Source organism: Nocardioides sp. (genome assembly GCF_030019515.1).
Classification (GTDB): Bacteria; Actinomycetota; Actinomycetes; order Propionibacteriales; family Nocardioidaceae; genus Nocardioides.
Genome location: NZ_JASEEQ010000010.1, coordinates 172942 through 189788, shown reverse-complemented (window position 1 = coordinate 189788; position 16847 = coordinate 172942). Strand labels below are relative to the sequence as shown.

Sequence of the window (16847 nt, the reverse complement as noted above, 5' to 3'; positions counted from 1 at the left end):
CTTCCGATCTGGCGGGTGCGCCTGCTCGCGCGCACCCCCGGGCGCCGAGCTCGACCAGCGCGAGGCCCGTGGCGGCCGCCGTCGCGCCGCCGCCGAGGACCGTCCCGCAGGTGACCGGCCCGTCGTACCGCTCGCGCACCGCGGCCACCGCCCCGGGCAGGTCGGTGTTGTCGGCCAGCACCACCGCACCGCCCTCGAGGACGAGGGTGTTGACGCCGCCGGCCAGCCGCGCCCGGTCGGTGACGCCCGGCGCGATCGCGAGCGCCCGCCGCTTGAGCGGCATGGTCAGCGACAGTCCGCGCCACTCCGGGCCGAGCCCGGCCAGGAAGCGGTCGAGGCCGTCCTCCGGCACCCGCACGGCGTCGTAGCTCCAGTCGAGCCCGAGCGCGGCGTACCCGGCCCGGTGCAGGGCCGGCGAGAGCGAGTGGGCGATCGGGTCGCCCAGGACGGCGCAGCGCATCCGCGGCTCAGCACCGGTCGGACTGGGTGGCGCAGTACTCCTGCAGCTCCTGCTTGAAGCCCAGGAACTCCTGGTAGTCGTCGGTGAACTTGGTCTCGCCGGTGCGCAGGTTGACCGTGACGTAGAACAGCCAGCTTCCGTCGGCGGGGTGCGCGGCGGCCTCGATCGCGTCGTCACCGGGCGCCTCGATCGGCGTCGGCGGCAGCCCGACCTGCGTGTAGGTGTTGTACGGCGAGTCCGCGACCGAGTCGATCTCGGCCTGGGTCAGGACCGCGATGGTCGAGCGCTGGAGCGCGTAGTTGACCGAGGCGTCCACCTGCAGCAGGCCGTTCGTGACCCCGTTGTCGGGGTTCTCGACCCGGTTGTAGATCACCCGGGCGATCTTGGGCATGTCGTCGCCACGGCCCTCGGCCTGCACCAGGCTCGCGATCGTCATCAGCTCGGCGGGCGTGTAGCCCAGCTCGGCGGCCGCGGCCTCCAGGTCGGCGTCCTCGGCGGCCTGGTGCCAGCGCGTCACCATGGCGGTGAGCATCGACTTCGGGGTCGCGTCCGGGCCGAAGTCGTAGGTCGCGGGGAACAGGTAGCCCTCCGGGTTCCCCTCGGCGTACGACGGCAGCCCGAGGTCGCCGGGATTGTCGAGGACCTTCTCGAAGTCGGCCTTCTTGTACTCGGTCTTCTTCGCGAGGATGTCGACGATGTCGACCACCCGGAGGCCCTCCGGGACCGTCACGGTGTCCTTCACCATGTTGCCGGGGTCGACGAGGACCTCGACCGCGTCCGCGGCCGCCATCTCCTTCTTCAGGGCGAAGTAGCCGGCCTGGAGGTCCGACCAGTCCGGGCTGGCGTTGGCGGCCTCGATGAACGCGTCGACGGAGGCGACGACGCCCGCGGCCTTGAGGTCGCGCCCGATGCTCCCGGCGGTGGCGCCACTCACCACCTGGTAGGTGACGTTGCCGCGGCCCGGTCCCGGGTAGTCCTCCGCGGAGTCGAACTGGTCGCGCACCTTGTCGATGCCCCAGGTGACCACGACGTAGAAGCCGCCCACGATGATCGCGAGCGCGATGAGGACGGCGAGGCAGCCCGGCAGGCTGCGTCGCCTCCGGCCACGTCGCCGGCCGGCGTCGTACGCCGGGTCCTGGACGCCGAGCAGTCCGTCGTCGTCCGGGGCGTCGTCCGGGGCGTCGTCGTACTCGGCGTCGTGCCCGTCGCTCATCTAGGTCTCCTCGACGATCTCGCCCGGCGCGGCCCCGGTCGCGCGCTCGGTGTCCAGTGCGTGCTGCAGGATCAGGACGGCTGCTACTTGGTCGACGACGGCCCGCCGCCTGCCCCCCGTGCGGCCCTGGTCGCGCAGCATAGCCTCCGCGGACACGGTGGTCATGCGCTCGTCGACCAGGCGCACCGGCACGGGCGCGACCCGGGCCGCGAGCCGCCCGGCGAACTCCCGCACCTTGGCCGCGGCCGGCCCCTCGCCCCCCGACAGCGACCGCGGCAGGCCGACGACCACCTCGACGACGGTCGACCCGTCCGCCTCCTCGCCGGCGAGGATCCGCCCGATCCGCGCGAGGTCGCCCTTGCCACGGCGCACCGTCTCCACGGGGGTGGCGAGGAAGCCCGAGGGGTCGCTGCGGGCGACGCCGATGCGCGCGTCGCCGGGGTCGATGCCGATCCGTACACCGGGCCTCATCGCGACACCGGCCTCAGCCGGCAGCCACCCGCCCGACCTCGGAGGTCACCAGCGCGACCGCCTCGTCGATGCGGGACGCGTCGGTGCCGCCGCCCTGCGCGAGGTCGTCCTTGCCGCCGCCCTTGCCGCCGACGAGGGGCCCGACGGCCCGGACCAGCTCGTTGGCGCTGAGCCCGCGGGCGCGCGCCTCGTCGTTGAGCGCGGCGACCACCGCCACCTTGCCGTCGGCGGCGCCGATCACCACGACCACGCCGGGCTCGCCCTGCGGGAGCCGGCCCCGGACGTCGAGCGCCAGGGCGCGGACGTCGCCGCCGCCCGCGCCGTCGGCCCGGTGGGCGACGACGTTGACCGGGCCGACCTTCGCGGCGCCCGCGGCGAGCTCGCCGGCCGCGGCGAGCAGCTGGGCGACCCGCACCTTCTCGATCTCCTTCTCCGCGCCCCGGAGCCTCTCGACCAGGTCGTGGACGCGCTCGGGGAGCTGCTCGGGCCGGACCTTCAGCGTGTCGGAGAGCTGGGCGACGAGCAGGTGCTCGCGGGCCAGGAACCGGTAGGCGTCGCTGCCGACCAGGGCCTCCACCCGACGGACGCCGGAGCCGATGGACGACTCGCCGAGCAGCTTGATCACGCCGAGCTTGCCCGAGCTGCCGGCGTGGGTGCCGCCGCACAGCTCGCGCGCCCAGTCGCCGACGGAGACCACGCGGACCCGATCGCCGTACTTCTCCCCGAACAGCGCCATCGCCCCGGACTTCACCGCGTCGGCCTGGCTCATCACCTCCGCGTGCACCGCGAGGTCGTCGAGCACGACGTCGTTGACACGCGCCTCGACGTCGGACATGACCGACTCCGGCACCGCGCCGACGGCGGAGAAGTCGAACCGGAACCGGCCCGGTGAGTTCTCCGAGCCCGCCTGGGTCGCGGTCTCGCCGAGCGCCTCGCGGAAGGCCTTGTGCACCATGTGGGTCGCGGTGTGGGACCGGGAGATCGACCGCCGGCGCTCCACGTCGACGAGGGCGTGCGCGCCCAGCCCGGTGGTGACCTCGCCGGCGAGCACCGTGGCGTGGTGCACGACCAGCCCGGTGACCGGGGACTGCACGTCGTGGACCTCGAGCCGGGCCCCGTTCTCGAGCTCGATGACCCCTTGGTCGGCGAGCTGACCGCCGCCCTCGGCGTAGAACGGGGTGCGGTCGAGGACGACCTCGACCTGGTCGCCGGGTCCCGCCGACGACACGACGCCCCCGGCGGACACCAGGCCCCGCACCGACGCCTCGTCGGTGACCACGTCGTAGCCGGTGAACTCCACCGGGCGGCCCAGGGTGTCGGCGACCTGGCGGTACGCCGAGGCGTCGCGGTGCTGGCCCTTCTTCGCCTTCGCGTCGTCCTTGGCGCGCTGCCGCTGCTCGTTCATCAGCCGGCGGAAGCCGGCCTCGTCGACCGCGAGGCCCTGCTCGCCGGCCATCTCGAGCGTGAGGTCGATCGGGAAGCCGTAGGTGTCGTGCAGCGCGAACGCCTTGTCGCCGGAGAGCCGGCTGCCACCCGCCCTCTTCAGCTCGGCGGTGGCCTGGTCGAAGATCGTGGTGCCGGCGCGCAGCGTCTGGCGGAACGCGTGCTCCTCGGCGTACGCGACCGTGGAGATCCGCTCCCAGTCGTGGTGCAGCGCGGTGTAGGTCTCGCCCATCCGGTCCCGGCTGATCGGGAACAGCTCGGGCAGCGCCGGGTCCTCGTAGCCGAGCAGCCGCATCGAGCGGACCGCCCGGCGCAGGAGTCGCCGCAGCACGTAGCCGCGGGCCTCGTTGCCGGGGGTGACGCCGTCGCCGATCAGCATCATCGAGCTGCGGACGTGGTCGGCGACCACGCGGAACCGCACGTCGTCCTCATGGTCGGCGCCGTAGCGGCGCCCGGTCAGCTCCTCGGCCTTCTGGATCACCGGGAACATCACGTCGATCTCGTACATGTTGGCCTTGCCCTGGAGCAGGAACGCGACCCGCTCCAGGCCCATGCCGGTGTCGATGTTCTTCTTCGGCAGCGAGCCCGCGATGTCGAAGTCCTCCTTCGACCGCACCGCGCTGAGCTCGTCCTGCATGAAGACGAGGTTCCAGATCTCGAGGAGCCGGTCCTCGAGCGCGACGGGCATGTCGGGGCCGAGCGTCGCCGGGTCGAAGTCGGGCCCGTACGCCGCCCCGCGGTCGTAGAGGATCTCCGAGCACGGGCCGCCGGGACCGGGAACGCCCATCGACCAGTAGTTCTCCCTGCGGCCGAGCCGCAGGATCCGCTGCTCGGGCAGCCCCGTGACCTTGCGCCATAGCGCCAGCGCCTCGTCGTCACCGTCCAGGATCGAGGGGTACAGGTGCGCCTCGTCGAGCCCCCACCCGCCGTCGGCGAGCGGCTTGGTGACCAGGTCCCAGGCGAGCTCGATGGCGCCCTCCTTGAAGTAGTCGCCGAAGGAGAAGTTGCCGCACATCTCGAAGAACGTGCCGTGTCGGGTGGTCTTGCCGACGTCCTCGATGTCGGGCGTGCGCACGCACTTCTGCACGCTGGTCGCCCGGGGGTACGGCGGGGCCTCCTGACCGAGGAAGTACGGCTTGAACGGCACCATCCCGGCGTTGACGAACAGCAGGTTCGGGTCGTCGAGCAGCAGCGAGGCGGACGGCACCGGGGTGTGCGCCCCGACGGTGGTGTTGTGCTCGAAGTGAGCCACGAACCGTCGGCGAATCTCCGCGGTGTCCATCAGGTGGTGCCTTCCTCTGTCATGGGCGGGGTCATGGGCGGGGTCATGGTCGGGGTCATGGTCGGGGTCATGGTCGGGGTCGTGGGCGGGGTCGTGGACGCGACGGCCCGGTGCCGGCCGCCCTCCAGCTCCGGTGTCCCATGAGGCACCAGGCCGAGGCGTTCACGCAACTCCGATTCCTTGTCGGCGCGTCCCTGGGCGACCTCGTCGCGGAACATCCGGAACCCCACCGAGAGGGCGCCCAGGCGGTCCTGGAGGCCGTCGACGGTGAGCGCCTCGGCGGCACGGCGACCGCGCACCATCACGTAGGCGGCGGTCCCGGCCCCGGCGACGAACCAGAGCCCGCGCCTCATGCGGCGTTGTCCTCGTCGTCGACGTCCCCGGCCGCGCGCCGGCGCGCCTCCCACTCGCGGCGGGCCTGGCGGGCGTCGGCGCGGCGCTGCTTGCGGGCGCGCCGCACCTCACGCCTCATCTCGAAACGGATCCGGTTGCGGGTCTCCGGGTCGAGGGCCCGGCGCAGGCCGTGCGCCAGCGCCGCCACCTTGACCACGGACTCCCGGAGCACCAGATCGGCGAACAGTGCGGTCTCGATGCGCGCCGGCTCCGCCCCCGGCTCTTCCTCGCCGAGGTGGGTGATCACGTACTCGGACTCGTCCACGGCGAGGGGCGCCGGGCGGGCGAGCCGCTGCTCCAGTGCGTCGAGCTGGGCCCGCAGCGCGGCACTCTCCGCGCGTGCGACCGCGAGGGCGTCGTCGGTCCGGGCACGGGACCGGTGCAGGGCGCCGGCGAGCCCCACGGCCAGCAGCGCGAGCGCCACGGCCACGGCGGGGAGCATCCAGTCCTGCATGGTCATCGACCCTATCGCGGTGGTGGCCCCGAGGCTCAGGCGCTAGCGCGCCCTGGCCCCCCGACCGCCGCCGCTACGTGCCCCGGATCAGCCGGCGGACGCGCTCCCAGCGCTCCTTGATCGCGGCCTCGGCGCCCAGCGAGGTGGGCTTGTAGTACTCGGCGTCGGCGACCACGTCGGGCGCGTACTGCTGCTCGGCGATGCCGAACGGCTCGTCGTGGCTGTACTTGTACCTCGCGCCGTGGCCGAGCTTCTTGGCCCCGGAGTAGTGCGCGTCGCGCAGATGCGCCGGCACCTGGCCGATCTTCCCGGCGCGGACGTCGGCGAGCGCTGCCCCGATCGCGGTGGTCACGGCGTTCGACTTCGGCGCGACCGCGAGAGCGATGGTCGCGTGCGCGAGCGTGAGCTGGGCCTCGGGCATCCCGATCAGCTGCACGGTCTGCGCCGCCGCGACGGCGGTCGTGAGGGCCGTGGGATCGGCGAGCCCGACGTCCTCCGAGGCGAGGATCATCAGGCGCCGCGCGATGAACCGGGGGTCCTCCCCCGCCTCGATCATCCGGGCCAGGTAGTGCAGGGCCGCGTCGACGTCGGAGCCACGGACCGACTTGATGAAGGCACTGACGACGTCGTAGTGCTGGTCGCCCTGGCGGTCGTAGCGCACGGCGGCCCGGTCCACGGCGGTCTCTGCGGTCTCCAGGTCCACGGTCTCGAGTCCCTGCGCGAGAGCCGCGCCGGCCGCCGCCTCGAGATAGGTGAGCGAGCGACGCGCGTCCCCGCCGGCGAGCCGGACCAGGTGGTCCAGGGCGTCGTCGGCCACGGCGACGGCCCCGCCCAGGCCGCGCTCGTCGACGATGGCCCGGTCGAGGACGGCGCGGACGTCGTCGTCGTCCAGCGACTCCAGGCGCAGCAGCAGGCTCCTGGAGAGCAGTGGCGAGATCACGCTGAAGAACGGGTTCTCCGTCGTGGCCGCGATCAGCGTCACCCACCGGTTCTCGACGCCCGGCAGGAGCGCGTCCTGCTGGGCCTTGCTGAACCGGTGCACCTCGTCGACGAACAGCACGGTCTCCCGGCCCCCGCCGGCGAGCTCGGCGCGCGCCGCGTCGATCGCGGCCCGCACCTCCTTGACCCCGGCCGAGACCGCCGAGACCTCGACGAACCTGCGGTCGGTCTGCTGGCTCACGATCGCCGCGATCGTCGTCTTGCCGGTGCCCGGTGGACCCCACAGCAGCAGCGACATCGCCTGGTCGCCCTCGACGAGGCGACGCAGCGGCGACCCCGCGGCACGCAGCTGCGCCTGCCCGACCAGCTCGTCGAGCGTGCGCGGCCGCATCCGCACCGCCAGCGGTGCCGACGCATGGGTGTTCGTCGTCAGCGAGCCGCCGCCGGTGCGGGCACCGGTACCGGGCGCCGCGAAGAGTCCCTCGTCCACCCGCTCAGGCTAGGGCCCGGACCCAACGGGTCAGGCGGAGGCCATCGTCTTGCGCTCGAGGTCGAACCACGTGTCGGCGTACCCGGGGTCGTTGCCGACCTCGATGCTCGGGCTCGCGCCCGGGTCGGGGGTGCCGGTGTCGTCGACCCCGAGCAGCGGCGCGGTGACCGGCCGGTCGGGGTGGTGGCCGAGCTCGCCCGCGAAGTGGCAGGCGACCTTGTGGCGCTTGCCGATCTGGAGCAGCGGCGGCTCGACCCGGGCGCAGATCTCCTGGGCGATCGCGCAGCGGGTGCGGAACCGGCAGCCGGACGGCGGGTTGATCGGGCTGGGCACGTCGCCCTCGAGCCGGATCCGCTCGCGCCGACCACCGATCGCGGCCTGCCTCACGTCGGGCACCGCCGAGAGCAGCGCCTGGGTGTAGGGGTGGTTCGGGTGGTTGTAGAGCGAGTCCCGGTCGGCGATCTCGACGATCTTGCCGAGGTACATCACCGCTACCTCGGGGCAGAAGTGCCGGACGACCGCGAGGTCGTGGGCGATGAACAGGAACGCGATGTCGAACTCCGCCTGCACCTCCTGCAGCAGGTTGATCACCTGCGCCTGGATCGAGACGTCGAGCGCGGAGACCGGCTCGTCCGCCACCAGCAGCTTCGGGTGGAGCGTGAGCGCTCGGGCGATGCCGATGCGCTGGCGCTGGCCGCCGGAGAACTCGTGAGGGTAGCGGTTGTAGTGCTCGGGGTTCAGGCCGACGATCTCCAGGAGCTCCTGCACGCGCGGGATGATCTTGTTCTTCGGCACCACGTTGTGGATCGCGAGCGGCGCGCCGACGATCGACCCCACCGTGTGCCGCGGGTTCAGCGAGGTGTACGGGTCCTGGAAGATCATCTGGACCTCGCGCCGCAGCGGCTTGAGGCCACGCGCCGAGGTCTTCGCGATGTCGCGGCCCTCGAACTCGATGGCGCCGGCGGTCGGCTCGTAGAGCCGCGTGATCATCCGGCCGGTGGTGGACTTGCCGCACCCGGACTCGCCGACGAGTCCGAGGGACCCGCCCCTGGGCAGCTGGAAGGAGATCCCGTCCACCGCCTGCACGTGGCCGATCGTGCGCCGGATGATGCCGGCCGAGCGGACCGGGAAGTACATCCGCAGGTCGCGGACCTCGAGGATCGGCTCGGCGTCGAAGTGCGCGCGCACCGCGCCGTGCGGGCGCTCGGTCTCGATGTACTGCGTCGACTCCGTGGGCCCGTCCTCGCCGCGGCCCTTCGGGTTGTCACCCGGCATGCCGACGCTGGTCGGCAGCTGCTGGTCGCTCATCGCTCCTCCACCAGGTCCGGCGCGATCTGCGGCAGGACCTCTTGTTCGTACACGATCTCCGGGTTGGCCAGGTGGCACCGCTTGAGGTGTCCGTCGCCCCGGCTGCCCGGCGTGAGCTCCGGGGTGACCGTCCGGCACAGGTCGCCGGGCACCCGCTCGCGGTAGGCGCACCGTGGGTGGAAATGACAGCCGGACGGGGGGCTCAGCAGGCTCGGCGGGTTGCCGGGGATCGGCACCAGCTTCGCCTCGGGGTCGGCGTCGACCTCGGGGATGCTGGAGAGCAGCCCCCAGGTGTAGGGCATCTCCGGGTGGGTCAGGATCTCCTTGGTCGAGCCGTACTCGACGCAGCGGCCGCCGTACATCACCAGCACGTCGTGGGCCATCTCCGCGACCACGCCGAGATCGTGGGTGATGATCATGACCGCGGCGTCGAAGTCGCGCTGGAGGTCCTGGAGCAGGTCCAGGATCTGCGCCTGCACGGTGACGTCGAGCGCGGTCGTCGGCTCGTCGGCGATCAGCAGGCTCGGGTTGTTGATCAGCGCCATCGCGATCATCGCGCGCTGCCGCATGCCCCCGGAGAACTGGTGCGGGTAGTCGTCGACCCGGCGGTCCGGCTGGGGGATGCCGACCCGGTCGAGCATCTCGATCGCTCGGGCCCGGGCGGCCTTCCTGCTGACGTCGTGGTGGACCCGGTAGGCCTCCGCGATCTGGTTGCCGACGCGGTAGTAGGGATGCATCGACGACAGCGGGTCCTGGAAGATCATCGCGATGTCGCGGCCGCGCCGCCGGCGCATGTCCTCGTCGCTGATCTTCAGCAGGTCGACCCCGTCGAGCAGGATCTCGCCGCTGACGACCGCGTTGGTGTGCCGATGCAGGCCGAGGATGGCCGAGGTCGACACGGACTTGCCGGACCCGGACTCCCCCACGATCCCGAGGGTCTTGCCCTTCTCGAGGTCGAAGGACAGGCCGTCGGTCGCCTTGACGATGCCGTCGACCGTCGGGAAGTGCACCCGGAGGTCGCGGACGGAAAGAAAGCTCACGTTGATCCCCTCAGCCGACGCGGACGCGCGGGTCGATGACGGCGTACAGCACGTCGACGATGATGTTGGCGATGATCACGAACGCCCCGAGCAGCAGCACCAGTCCGATCAACGTTGGCAGGTCGTAGGTGTTGTTCGCGTCGACGACCAACTTACCGAGCCCGTTGAAGTTGAACACCGACTCGGTGATGATCGCGCCGCCCATCAGGCCGGCGAAGTCCAGGCCCGCCATCGTGACGAGTGGGGTCAGTGCCGCACGCATCGTGTGCTTGTACAGCACCCGGCCGCGCTTGAGGCCCTTGGCCCGCGCCGTCCGGATGTAGTCCTCGCTCATCGACTCCAGGACGAACGCGCGTGTCATCCGGACGTAGCCGGCCATGAAGAACAGCGCGAGGGTCAGTGCGGGCAGGAACAAGTTGCTCAGCCAGGTGCCCACGCCTCCCTCGCCGATCGACACGTAGCTGGGCACGTCGACCAGCCCCCACTTGATCGCGATGAACTTCAGTAGGAACAAGCCGATGAAGAAGGTCGGGAAGGCGTAGAACACCAGCGAGAACGCGACGATCCCGCGGTCTATCACGGTGCCCTTGGTGACCGCCGCTATCACCCCGAAGAGGATGCCACCGGCGATCCACATGATGAACGCCAGGATGGCCAGCGACAGCGAGACCGGGAACGCCTCCTTGATCTCAGAGGCGACCGTCACCTGGTTGACCCGCGAGTAGCCCAGGCACGGCGCCGCGCAGTCCGCGATCAGCTCGGGAGCGTTCTTCCGAAGCTCCGGGTCGTCGGGGTAGTCGCGCCCGACGACGACGCCCTCGAGGAAGTTCGTCCACTGGGTCAGCGGGCCGTCGTCGTAGCCCAGGGCCTTGCGGGTCTGCTCGATCTGGGCCAGCGAGCAGTTCTTGCCGCAGGCGAACCGCGCCGGGTCGACCGGCGAGGCGAAGAACAGGATGAACGTCACGAGGCTCATCACGATCAGCAGGATCACGCCGATGAAGAGCCGGCGGACGATGTACGCGAACATCGGGAGGGACCACCTCGGGTCGTGTCGGTGGGGACGTGCTGGGTCTCAGCATCGCACCCCTGGACGGCGGTGAGGGTGAGGGCCCCTCGACGAGGCCCTCACCCCCACGCGTCGGGTGGCCGCTGGGCGGCCACCCGACGCGGGTGTTACTGGGTGTTACCGGTGACGAACGACCGTCACTGCTCCACGCCGATCGGACCGAGGTCCGGGTACATGGAGGAGGCGGGGGTGTTCGTGTAGCCGGTGACCTTCGACCCGTGGAGGAAGAAGAACTGCGCGATCTCCAGCGGGATGTAGGCGACGTCCTCGCCGAGGACCTTGTCGGCCTCCTGCAGGGCGGCGGTCTGCTCGTCCAGCGTGGCGGCGTTCGCGGCCTGGTCGACCAGTGCGTTGAACTTGTCGCTCTTGTAGGCGCCGTAGTCCTGGCCGTCGCTGTTCGCGGTCAGGTTCGGGCGGCTGTCGAAGAGCGGCGGGGTGACGGTGATGGCCGACGGCCAGTCGGAGCCCCAGCCGGCCCACATGACGCTGCTGTCCTTGTCGGGCTGCTGCACGACGTCGTAGTAGGTGTCACCGAGACCGTCGAGGGTCACGTCGAAGCCCGCCTTGTCCCAGGTCTCCTTGAGCGCCGCGGCCTGCTTGTCGGCGGTCTCCGAGCTCGGGTAGGTGAACTTGAGGGGGTACGGCATCTGGACGCCGGCGTCCTCGAGGATCTGCTTCGCAGCCGCGGGGTCACCCTCCTGGGGACCGGAGAAGGCCGGGTTGTCCTGGTAGCCGACCACGGCCGGGTTCACGATCGACTCGGCCGGGGCGTACGCCTTCTCGCCACCGCCCGCGTTGATCCACGCGGTCGTGTTCGTCGAGACCTTGAGGGCCTCGCGGACCGCCGGGTTGTCGAGCACCCGGAAGTTCGGCACCAGGTAGTCGACGTACGGCGAGGCCACGAGCACCGAGCGGCTCTCCACGTCGCCCACGATCTGCGAGTAGTAGGCCGGCGGGACGCGCTGGCTGGTCACGGCGTACTGGGCGTCACCGGAGTCCTGGATCAGCTGGTCGTAGATCGTCTCGGTGGTCTGACCCACGTTGAACTCGATCTGGTCCGGCAGCGCCATCCGGATGTCGGTGGAGTCGGTCGAGGCGTCGTAGTTCTCGTTGCGGACGAACGTCGCACCCTTGTTCTTGTTCCAGGTGCTGCCCTCGATGCGGTAAGGACCGTTCGAGAACATCTGGTAGTTCGACTTCGCGCCCTGGTCCTTGTCCTGGCGGTACGGGTCCATCATCGACAGACCGGCGACCGCGAGCGGGAAGTCGGGCCACGGCTTGTTGAAGTGGTAGGTGATCGTGTTGCCGTCGCAGGTGATCGCCTTGTCGAAGGCGGCCTGGCCCTCAGGGGTCGAGTTGTAGGGGCCGGTGTAGATCGGCAGCCCGGTCGACTTGTCGGTGGGGACGTCGAGGTAGCTCAGCAGGTAGTTCGGACCGCCGGTGATGACGTCGGTCGCGAACACGCGGGACGCGCCGTACTTGAAGTCCTCACACGTGATCGGCTGGCCGTCCTCCCACTTGACGCCGTCCTTGATCGTGTACGACCAGGTCTTGCCGCCGTCCGCGTCGGTGCCGGTGTCGGTGGCGAGGTCGGGGACCGGGGTGTTGGCGGTCTCGGCGTCGGTCGAGATCGGGAACGCCACCAGGCTGCGGTAGATCGTCCGGCGGAAGTTCGTCAGCTCCACACCGACATAGGTGCGCTGCGGGTCGACGTGCTCGTACGGCGCGTAGATGTAGTAGTAGAGCGTGCCGCCGGCCGTGCCCTCGGCGCCTGGCTCGTTGCTCGAGCCGCTCGCGGGGTTCTCGCCGTCCGAGCCGCCACCGCAAGCGGCGAGACTGGCCGCCATCGCGATCGCAGCGGTGGCTGCGAGCAACCGCTTTCGATACTTGACCATTAACTTCTCCTTGGGTGTGTGTCGCGCCTGGAGCGGCGGCACATTCGGCGGCTCCGTGCCGCCGAAGACTGGGGGCCGAGGTCGGGGCTCACTGCGCCGACTTCGGGTCGAGCGCGTCGCGGATGCCGTCGCCGAGCAGGTTGAAGCTCACGACGATCACCATGATCGCGAAGGCGGGTGCGAAGAAGAACATGAAGTCGCCGATCGAGTAGTTGATCGACCCGCGCAGGATGTTGCCGAGTGTCGGTGTCGGTGGATGGATCCCGACGCTCAGGTAGCTCAGCGCCGCCTCGGCCGAGATGTAGGCCGGCATGGTCAGCGTGAACGTGACCAGCAGCGGCGCCCACAGGTTCGGCAGGATCTCCTTGAAGTAGATCCGGCGGCGCGACGCCCCGATCAGCACCGCGGCGTCCACGAACTCCCGCTGGCGCACCGTGAGCACCTGGCCGCGCATGATGCGGGCGATGCCGGGCCAGCCGAACAGGCCGAGCACGAGCACGACGTAGAAGCCGTTGGGCAGGTCGTCGGCCTCGCTGCCGGGCAGGAAGTCGGCGACCAGCGCGACGCCCATGCCCGAGAGCGCCAGCAGCATCAGCGTCTGCGGGAAGGACAGGGTCAGGTCGACCGCGCGGCCGATGATCGCGTCCACCCAGCCGCCGCTGAAGCCCGAGATGATGCCGAGCACGGTGCCGATCGCGATCGCGACGACCGTCGCCGAGAGTGCGATCGTCAGCGAGAACGTGACGCCGTAGATCAGCCGAGACAGCACGTCGCGCCCGGTCCCGGGCTCGACGCCGAGCGGGTGGTCCCAGCTCACGCCGCCGAGCTGGCCCTTGGGCAGGGTGTCGGGATTCAGCAGGTCCTGGTGGAAGGTGAACGGGTCGAGCACGCCGAACTTCACCAGGAACGGCGCCGACACGCCGATCACGATGTACACGGCCACGACGGTGAACGACACCATGGACAGCTTGTCGCGGCGGAACCGGTCCATCGCCAGCTTCGTCGGGGACTTGCCGGCGATCTTCTTGGTCTCACGCTCGGGGGGACCTGCGGGATCGGGCAGGTGTTCGCTCTCCAGGTTGGAGGCCTGAACAGTCATGTCACCTCTGTCTTGTCGGGTGTGCTGTCCGTCGGTTCCTGCGCCCGGATCACGGGCGCCGGGGGGCCGGCGACCGGTGCGACTCTATGTGACGCCAGCACATCAATGGGTCTACTGCGTGTAACGATCTGGTCTCGGGACGTTAGCCTCCACGTCCGTCGGATCAGCTGTTCGCCGGGATGTCCTTCTGTGGTAGGGCATCCACGCCCGCCTCCTTGCGCTGCTCCGGCGTGATCGGAGCAGGAGCTGCGGTGAGCGGGTCGAAGCCGCCTCCGGACTTGGGGAATGCGATCACGTCACGGATCGACTCGGTGCCGGCGAGCAGCGCCACGATCCGGTCCCATCCGAACGCGATGCCGCCGTGCGGAGGGGCGCCGTACTTGAACGCCTCGAGGAGGAACCCGAACTTCTCCTCCGCCTCGGTCTCGTCGATCCCCATGATCGCGAAGACCCGCTTCTGGACGTCCTCGCGGTGGATACGGATCGACCCGCCGCCGATCTCGTTGCCGTTGCAGACGATGTCGTAGGCCCACGCCAGCGCGCTGCCGGGGTCGGCGTCGAAGCCGTCGAGGTCCTGTGGCGACGTGAACGCGTGATGCACCGCCGTCCAGGCGCTGTAGCCCAGCGCGACGTCCCCGGACGCCGTCGCGTCGGCCGTCGGCTCGAACAGCGGCGCGTCGACCACCCACAGGAAGCTCCAGGCGTCCTCGTCGATCAGCCCGCACCGCCGGCCGATCTCGAGGCGGGCGGCGCCGAGCAGCGCCCGGCTCGACTTCGCGGGCCCGGCGGCGAAGAAGATGCAGTCCCCGGGCTTCGCGCCGGTGTGCCCGGCCAGCCCGGCCTTCTCCTCATCCGTGATGTTCTTCGACACCGGGCCGGTGAGCTCGCCGTCGTCCTGCACCAGCACGTAGGCCAGGCCCTTGGCGCCGCGCTGTTTGGCCCACTCCTGCCAGGCGTCCAACTGCTTTCGCGGCTGGCCGGCTCCCCCGGGCATCACCACCGCACCCACGTAGTCGGCCTGGAAGACGCGGAACGGGGTGTCGGCGAAGTACGCGGTGCAGTCGACCAGCTCCTGGCCCATCCGCAGGTCCGGCTTGTCGGTGCCGTAGCGCGCCATGGACTCGGCGTACGTCATCCGCGGCAGCGGGACCGGAACGTCGTGCCCGACCAGCCTCCAGAGCGCCACCAGGATCTCCTCGGCCACCGTGAGCACGTCGTCCTGCTCGACGAAGCTCATCTCGATGTCGAGCTGGGTGAACTCGGGCTGGCGGTCGGCGCGGAAGTCCTCGTCGCGGTAGCACCGCGCGATCTGGTAGTAGCGCTCCATGCCGGCCACCATCAGCAGCTGCTTGAACAGCTGGGGGCTCTGGGGCAGGGCGTACCAGCTGCCGGGCTGGAGCCGCGCGGGAACCAGGAAGTCGCGGGCGCCCTCGGGGGTGGACCGAGTCAGCGTCGGTGTCTCGATCTCGACGAAGCCGTGGCCGTCGAGCACGTCTCGGGCCGCCTTGTTCACCTTGCTGCGCAGCCGGAGGGCGTTGTTGGGACCCGAGCGGCGCAGGTCGAGGTAGCGGTGCTTGAGCCGGGCCTCCTCCCCCACGTCGACGTGATCGCTGATCGGGAACGGCAGCGGTGCCGCGGCGCTGAGCACCTCGACGTCGCTGGCGACGACCTCGTACCGGCCGGTCGGCAGGTTGGGGTTGACGTTGCCCTCGGTGCGCTCGACCACCTCGCCGGTCACCTTGAGGCAGAACTCGCTGCGCAAGGGGTGGGCCACGTCGGGGTCGCGGATCACGACCTGTACGACGCCGGACGCGTCACGCAGGTCGATGAACGCGACCCCGCCGTGATCGCGCCGGCTGGCCACCCAGCCCGCAAGGGTGACCGTCTGGCCGACGTACGCGGGCAGCGTCAGCGCGCCGGCGTCTTGGGTACGGATCACTGATTCGTCTCCTGTGCTTGGTTGGTCGAGCTCGTCGAGACCACCCGCGGTCGCAGGTCGGCCTCGGGTGGGGTCCAGGAGGCGGGGTCGGCCGCCAGCTGCTCCCCCGACCGGATGTCCTTCACCTGGGCCTGGTCCGGGAACCAGACGTACGGGATGCCCCGGCGCTCGGCGTACCGGATCTGCTTGCCGAACTTCTGTGCGCTCGGCGCGACCTCGCAGGGGATGTCGCGCGCACGCAGGGCGGCGGCGACCGCCTCGCTCTCGGGTCGCGACTCCTCGGCGACGACCGCGACCACGACTGCGCTCGGCACCTTGCGGCCGGCCGTCAGGCCGGTGTGCGCCATCAGCGGCACGATCACCCGGCTGACGCCGAGCGAGATGCCGACGCCCGGATACGTCGTGCGGCCGTCCGACGCGAGCGCGTCGTAGCGGCCGCCGGAGCAGATCGATCCGAGCGACTCGTAGCCGTCGAGCCGGGTCTCGAAGACCGTGCCGGTGTAGTAGTCGAGGCCGCGCGCGATCGACAGGTCCGCGACGACCTGCACCCGGTCGCTGACGAGGTCGGCACACGCCCGGACCAGCTGACCGAGCTCGGCCAGACCCTCGTCGAGCAGCGGGTGCTCGACGCCGAGCGCCCGCACGGCGGCGATGAAGGAGTCGTCCGTGGCGCGGATCGTCGCCAGCGACAGCACCCGGTCGGCGGTCGTCTCGGCGACGCCCGCCTCGGCGACCAACATCGCGCGCACCTTCTCGACCGGCAGCTTGTCGAGCTTGTCGACGATCCGCATCGCCTCGTCGGTGTCCGTGACGCCCAGGCCGGCGTAGAAGCCCTGGATCAGCTTGCGGTTGTTGACCTGCAGCCGGAAGGCCGGGAGGAAGTCCAGTCGGTTCAGTGCGTCGACCATCACCCGCGTGACCTCGACGTCGTGGTGGAACGGCAGCTCGTCGCGGCCGATGACGTCGATGTCGGCCTGGGTGAACTCGCGGTAGCGGCCCTCCTGGGGCCGCTCACCGCGCCAGGCCTTCTGGATCTGGTAGCGGCGGAACGGGAACTCGAGCTTCCCGGCGTTCTCGAGCACGTAGCGCGCGAACGGCACGGTCAGGTCGAAGTGCAGCCCGATGCCGGAGTGCCCCTCTGCCGACTCCTCGTGCAGCCGGCGGAGGACGTAGACCTCCTTGGAGGTGTCGCCCTTGCGCAGCAGCTGGTCCAGCGGCTCGACGGCCCGGGTCTCGATGCCCGCGTAGCCGTAGAGCTCGAACGTGCGCCGGAGCGTGTCGACGACCTGCTGCTCGACGAAGCGCTGCTCGGGCAGCAGCTCGGGGAACCCGCTGAGCGGGGTGGGCTTGGCCAT

13 protein-coding genes and 1 pseudogene are annotated in these 16847 nt (G+C 70.7%); all 14 read right to left on the bottom strand.

Annotated features, from left to right (window positions below; all coding sequences use genetic code 11):
* Positions 1-460: pseudogene (locus QMC84_RS15405) on the bottom strand (shikimate dehydrogenase); the annotation flags it as partial.
* A gap of 7 nt (positions 461-467) precedes the next feature.
* Complete coding sequence (gene mltG, locus QMC84_RS15400; RefSeq protein WP_300376107.1) at positions 468-1673, bottom strand: endolytic transglycosylase MltG; 1206 nt, start codon at positions 1671-1673, stop codon at positions 468-470.
* A complete protein-coding gene (gene ruvX, locus QMC84_RS15395; RefSeq protein ID WP_300376105.1) occupies positions 1674-2144 on the bottom strand; it encodes a Holliday junction resolvase RuvX in 471 nt (156 codons plus the stop codon).
* A 13-nt stretch (positions 2145-2157) separates the two neighbouring features.
* Positions 2158-4869 (bottom strand): alanine--tRNA ligase, encoded by a 2712-nt coding sequence (gene alaS / locus QMC84_RS15390; protein ID WP_300376103.1) that lies wholly within the window; start codon positions 4867-4869, stop codon positions 2158-2160.
* Complete coding sequence (locus QMC84_RS15385; RefSeq protein ID WP_300376101.1) at positions 4869-5222, bottom strand: DUF6167 family protein; 354 nt, start codon at positions 5220-5222, stop codon at positions 4869-4871. The genes alaS and QMC84_RS15385 overlap by 1 nt, the downstream gene beginning before the upstream one ends.
* Positions 5219-5722 carry a hypothetical protein gene (locus QMC84_RS15380; RefSeq protein WP_300376099.1) on the bottom strand — a complete coding sequence of 168 codons (504 nt, stop codon included), beginning with the start codon at positions 5720-5722 and terminating at the stop codon, positions 5219-5221. The genes QMC84_RS15385 and QMC84_RS15380 overlap by 4 nt, the downstream gene beginning before the upstream one ends.
* Before the next feature lie 67 nt (positions 5723-5789).
* A complete protein-coding gene (locus tag QMC84_RS15375; RefSeq protein WP_300376097.1) occupies positions 5790-7145 on the bottom strand; it encodes a replication-associated recombination protein A in 1356 nt (451 codons plus the stop codon).
* 30 nt (positions 7146-7175) lie between these two features.
* Positions 7176-8453 (bottom strand): dipeptide ABC transporter ATP-binding protein, encoded by a 1278-nt coding sequence (locus QMC84_RS15370; protein WP_300376095.1) that lies wholly within the window; start codon positions 8451-8453, stop codon positions 7176-7178.
* Positions 8450-9493 carry an ABC transporter ATP-binding protein gene (locus QMC84_RS15365; RefSeq protein ID WP_300376093.1) on the bottom strand — a complete coding sequence of 348 codons (1044 nt, stop codon included), beginning with the start codon at positions 9491-9493 and terminating at the stop codon, positions 8450-8452. The genes QMC84_RS15370 and QMC84_RS15365 overlap by 4 nt, the downstream gene beginning before the upstream one ends.
* 10 nt (positions 9494-9503) lie before the next feature.
* Complete coding sequence (locus QMC84_RS15360; RefSeq protein WP_300376091.1) at positions 9504-10520, bottom strand: ABC transporter permease; 1017 nt, start codon at positions 10518-10520, stop codon at positions 9504-9506.
* Positions 10521-10696: 176 nt separating this feature from the next.
* Entirely contained in the window at positions 10697-12454 is a 1758-nt protein-coding gene (locus QMC84_RS15355; protein WP_300376089.1) for an ABC transporter substrate-binding protein, read from the bottom strand.
* Between the two features lie 88 nt (positions 12455-12542).
* On the bottom strand, positions 12543-13553 hold the full coding sequence (locus tag QMC84_RS15350; RefSeq protein WP_300376087.1) for an ABC transporter permease: 1011 nt from the start codon (positions 13551-13553) through the stop codon (positions 12543-12545).
* Between the two features lie 163 nt (positions 13554-13716).
* Complete coding sequence (aspS, locus tag QMC84_RS15345; RefSeq protein ID WP_300376084.1) at positions 13717-15492, bottom strand: aspartate--tRNA ligase; 1776 nt, start codon at positions 15490-15492, stop codon at positions 13717-13719.
* Positions 15489-16847: a histidine--tRNA ligase gene (hisS, locus tag QMC84_RS15340; protein WP_300376081.1), complete on the bottom strand. Its 1359-nt coding sequence runs from the start codon at positions 16845-16847 to the stop codon at positions 15489-15491. Before hisS ends, aspS begins: the two co-directional genes overlap by 4 nt.

Bases quoted from the DNA above. Each gene is read 5' to 3' on its own strand.
- mltG (WP_300376107.1), bottom strand. From the start codon at position 1,673: ATGAGCGACGGGCACGACGCCGAGTACGACGACGCCCCGGACGACGCC.
- ruvX (WP_300376105.1), bottom strand. From the start codon at position 2,144: ATGAGGCCCGGTGTACGGATCGGCATCGACCCCGGCGACGCGCGCATC.
- alaS (WP_300376103.1), bottom strand. From the start codon at position 4,869: ATGGACACCGCGGAGATTCGCCGACGGTTCGTGGCTCACTTCGAGCAC.
- QMC84_RS15385 (WP_300376101.1), bottom strand. From the start codon at position 5,222: ATGAGGCGCGGGCTCTGGTTCGTCGCCGGGGCCGGGACCGCCGCCTAC.
- QMC84_RS15380 (WP_300376099.1), bottom strand. From the start codon at position 5,722: ATGACCATGCAGGACTGGATGCTCCCCGCCGTGGCCGTGGCGCTCGCG.
- QMC84_RS15370 (WP_300376095.1), bottom strand. From the start codon at position 8,453: ATGAGCGACCAGCAGCTGCCGACCAGCGTCGGCATGCCGGGTGACAAC.
- QMC84_RS15360 (WP_300376091.1), bottom strand. From the start codon at position 10,520: ATGTTCGCGTACATCGTCCGCCGGCTCTTCATCGGCGTGATCCTGCTG.
- QMC84_RS15355 (WP_300376089.1), bottom strand. From the start codon at position 12,454: ATGGTCAAGTATCGAAAGCGGTTGCTCGCAGCCACCGCTGCGATCGCG.
- QMC84_RS15350 (WP_300376087.1), bottom strand. From the start codon at position 13,553: ATGACTGTTCAGGCCTCCAACCTGGAGAGCGAACACCTGCCCGATCCC.
- hisS (WP_300376081.1), bottom strand. From the start codon at position 16,847: ATGGCCAAGCCCACCCCGCTCAGCGGGTTCCCCGAGCTGCTGCCCGAG.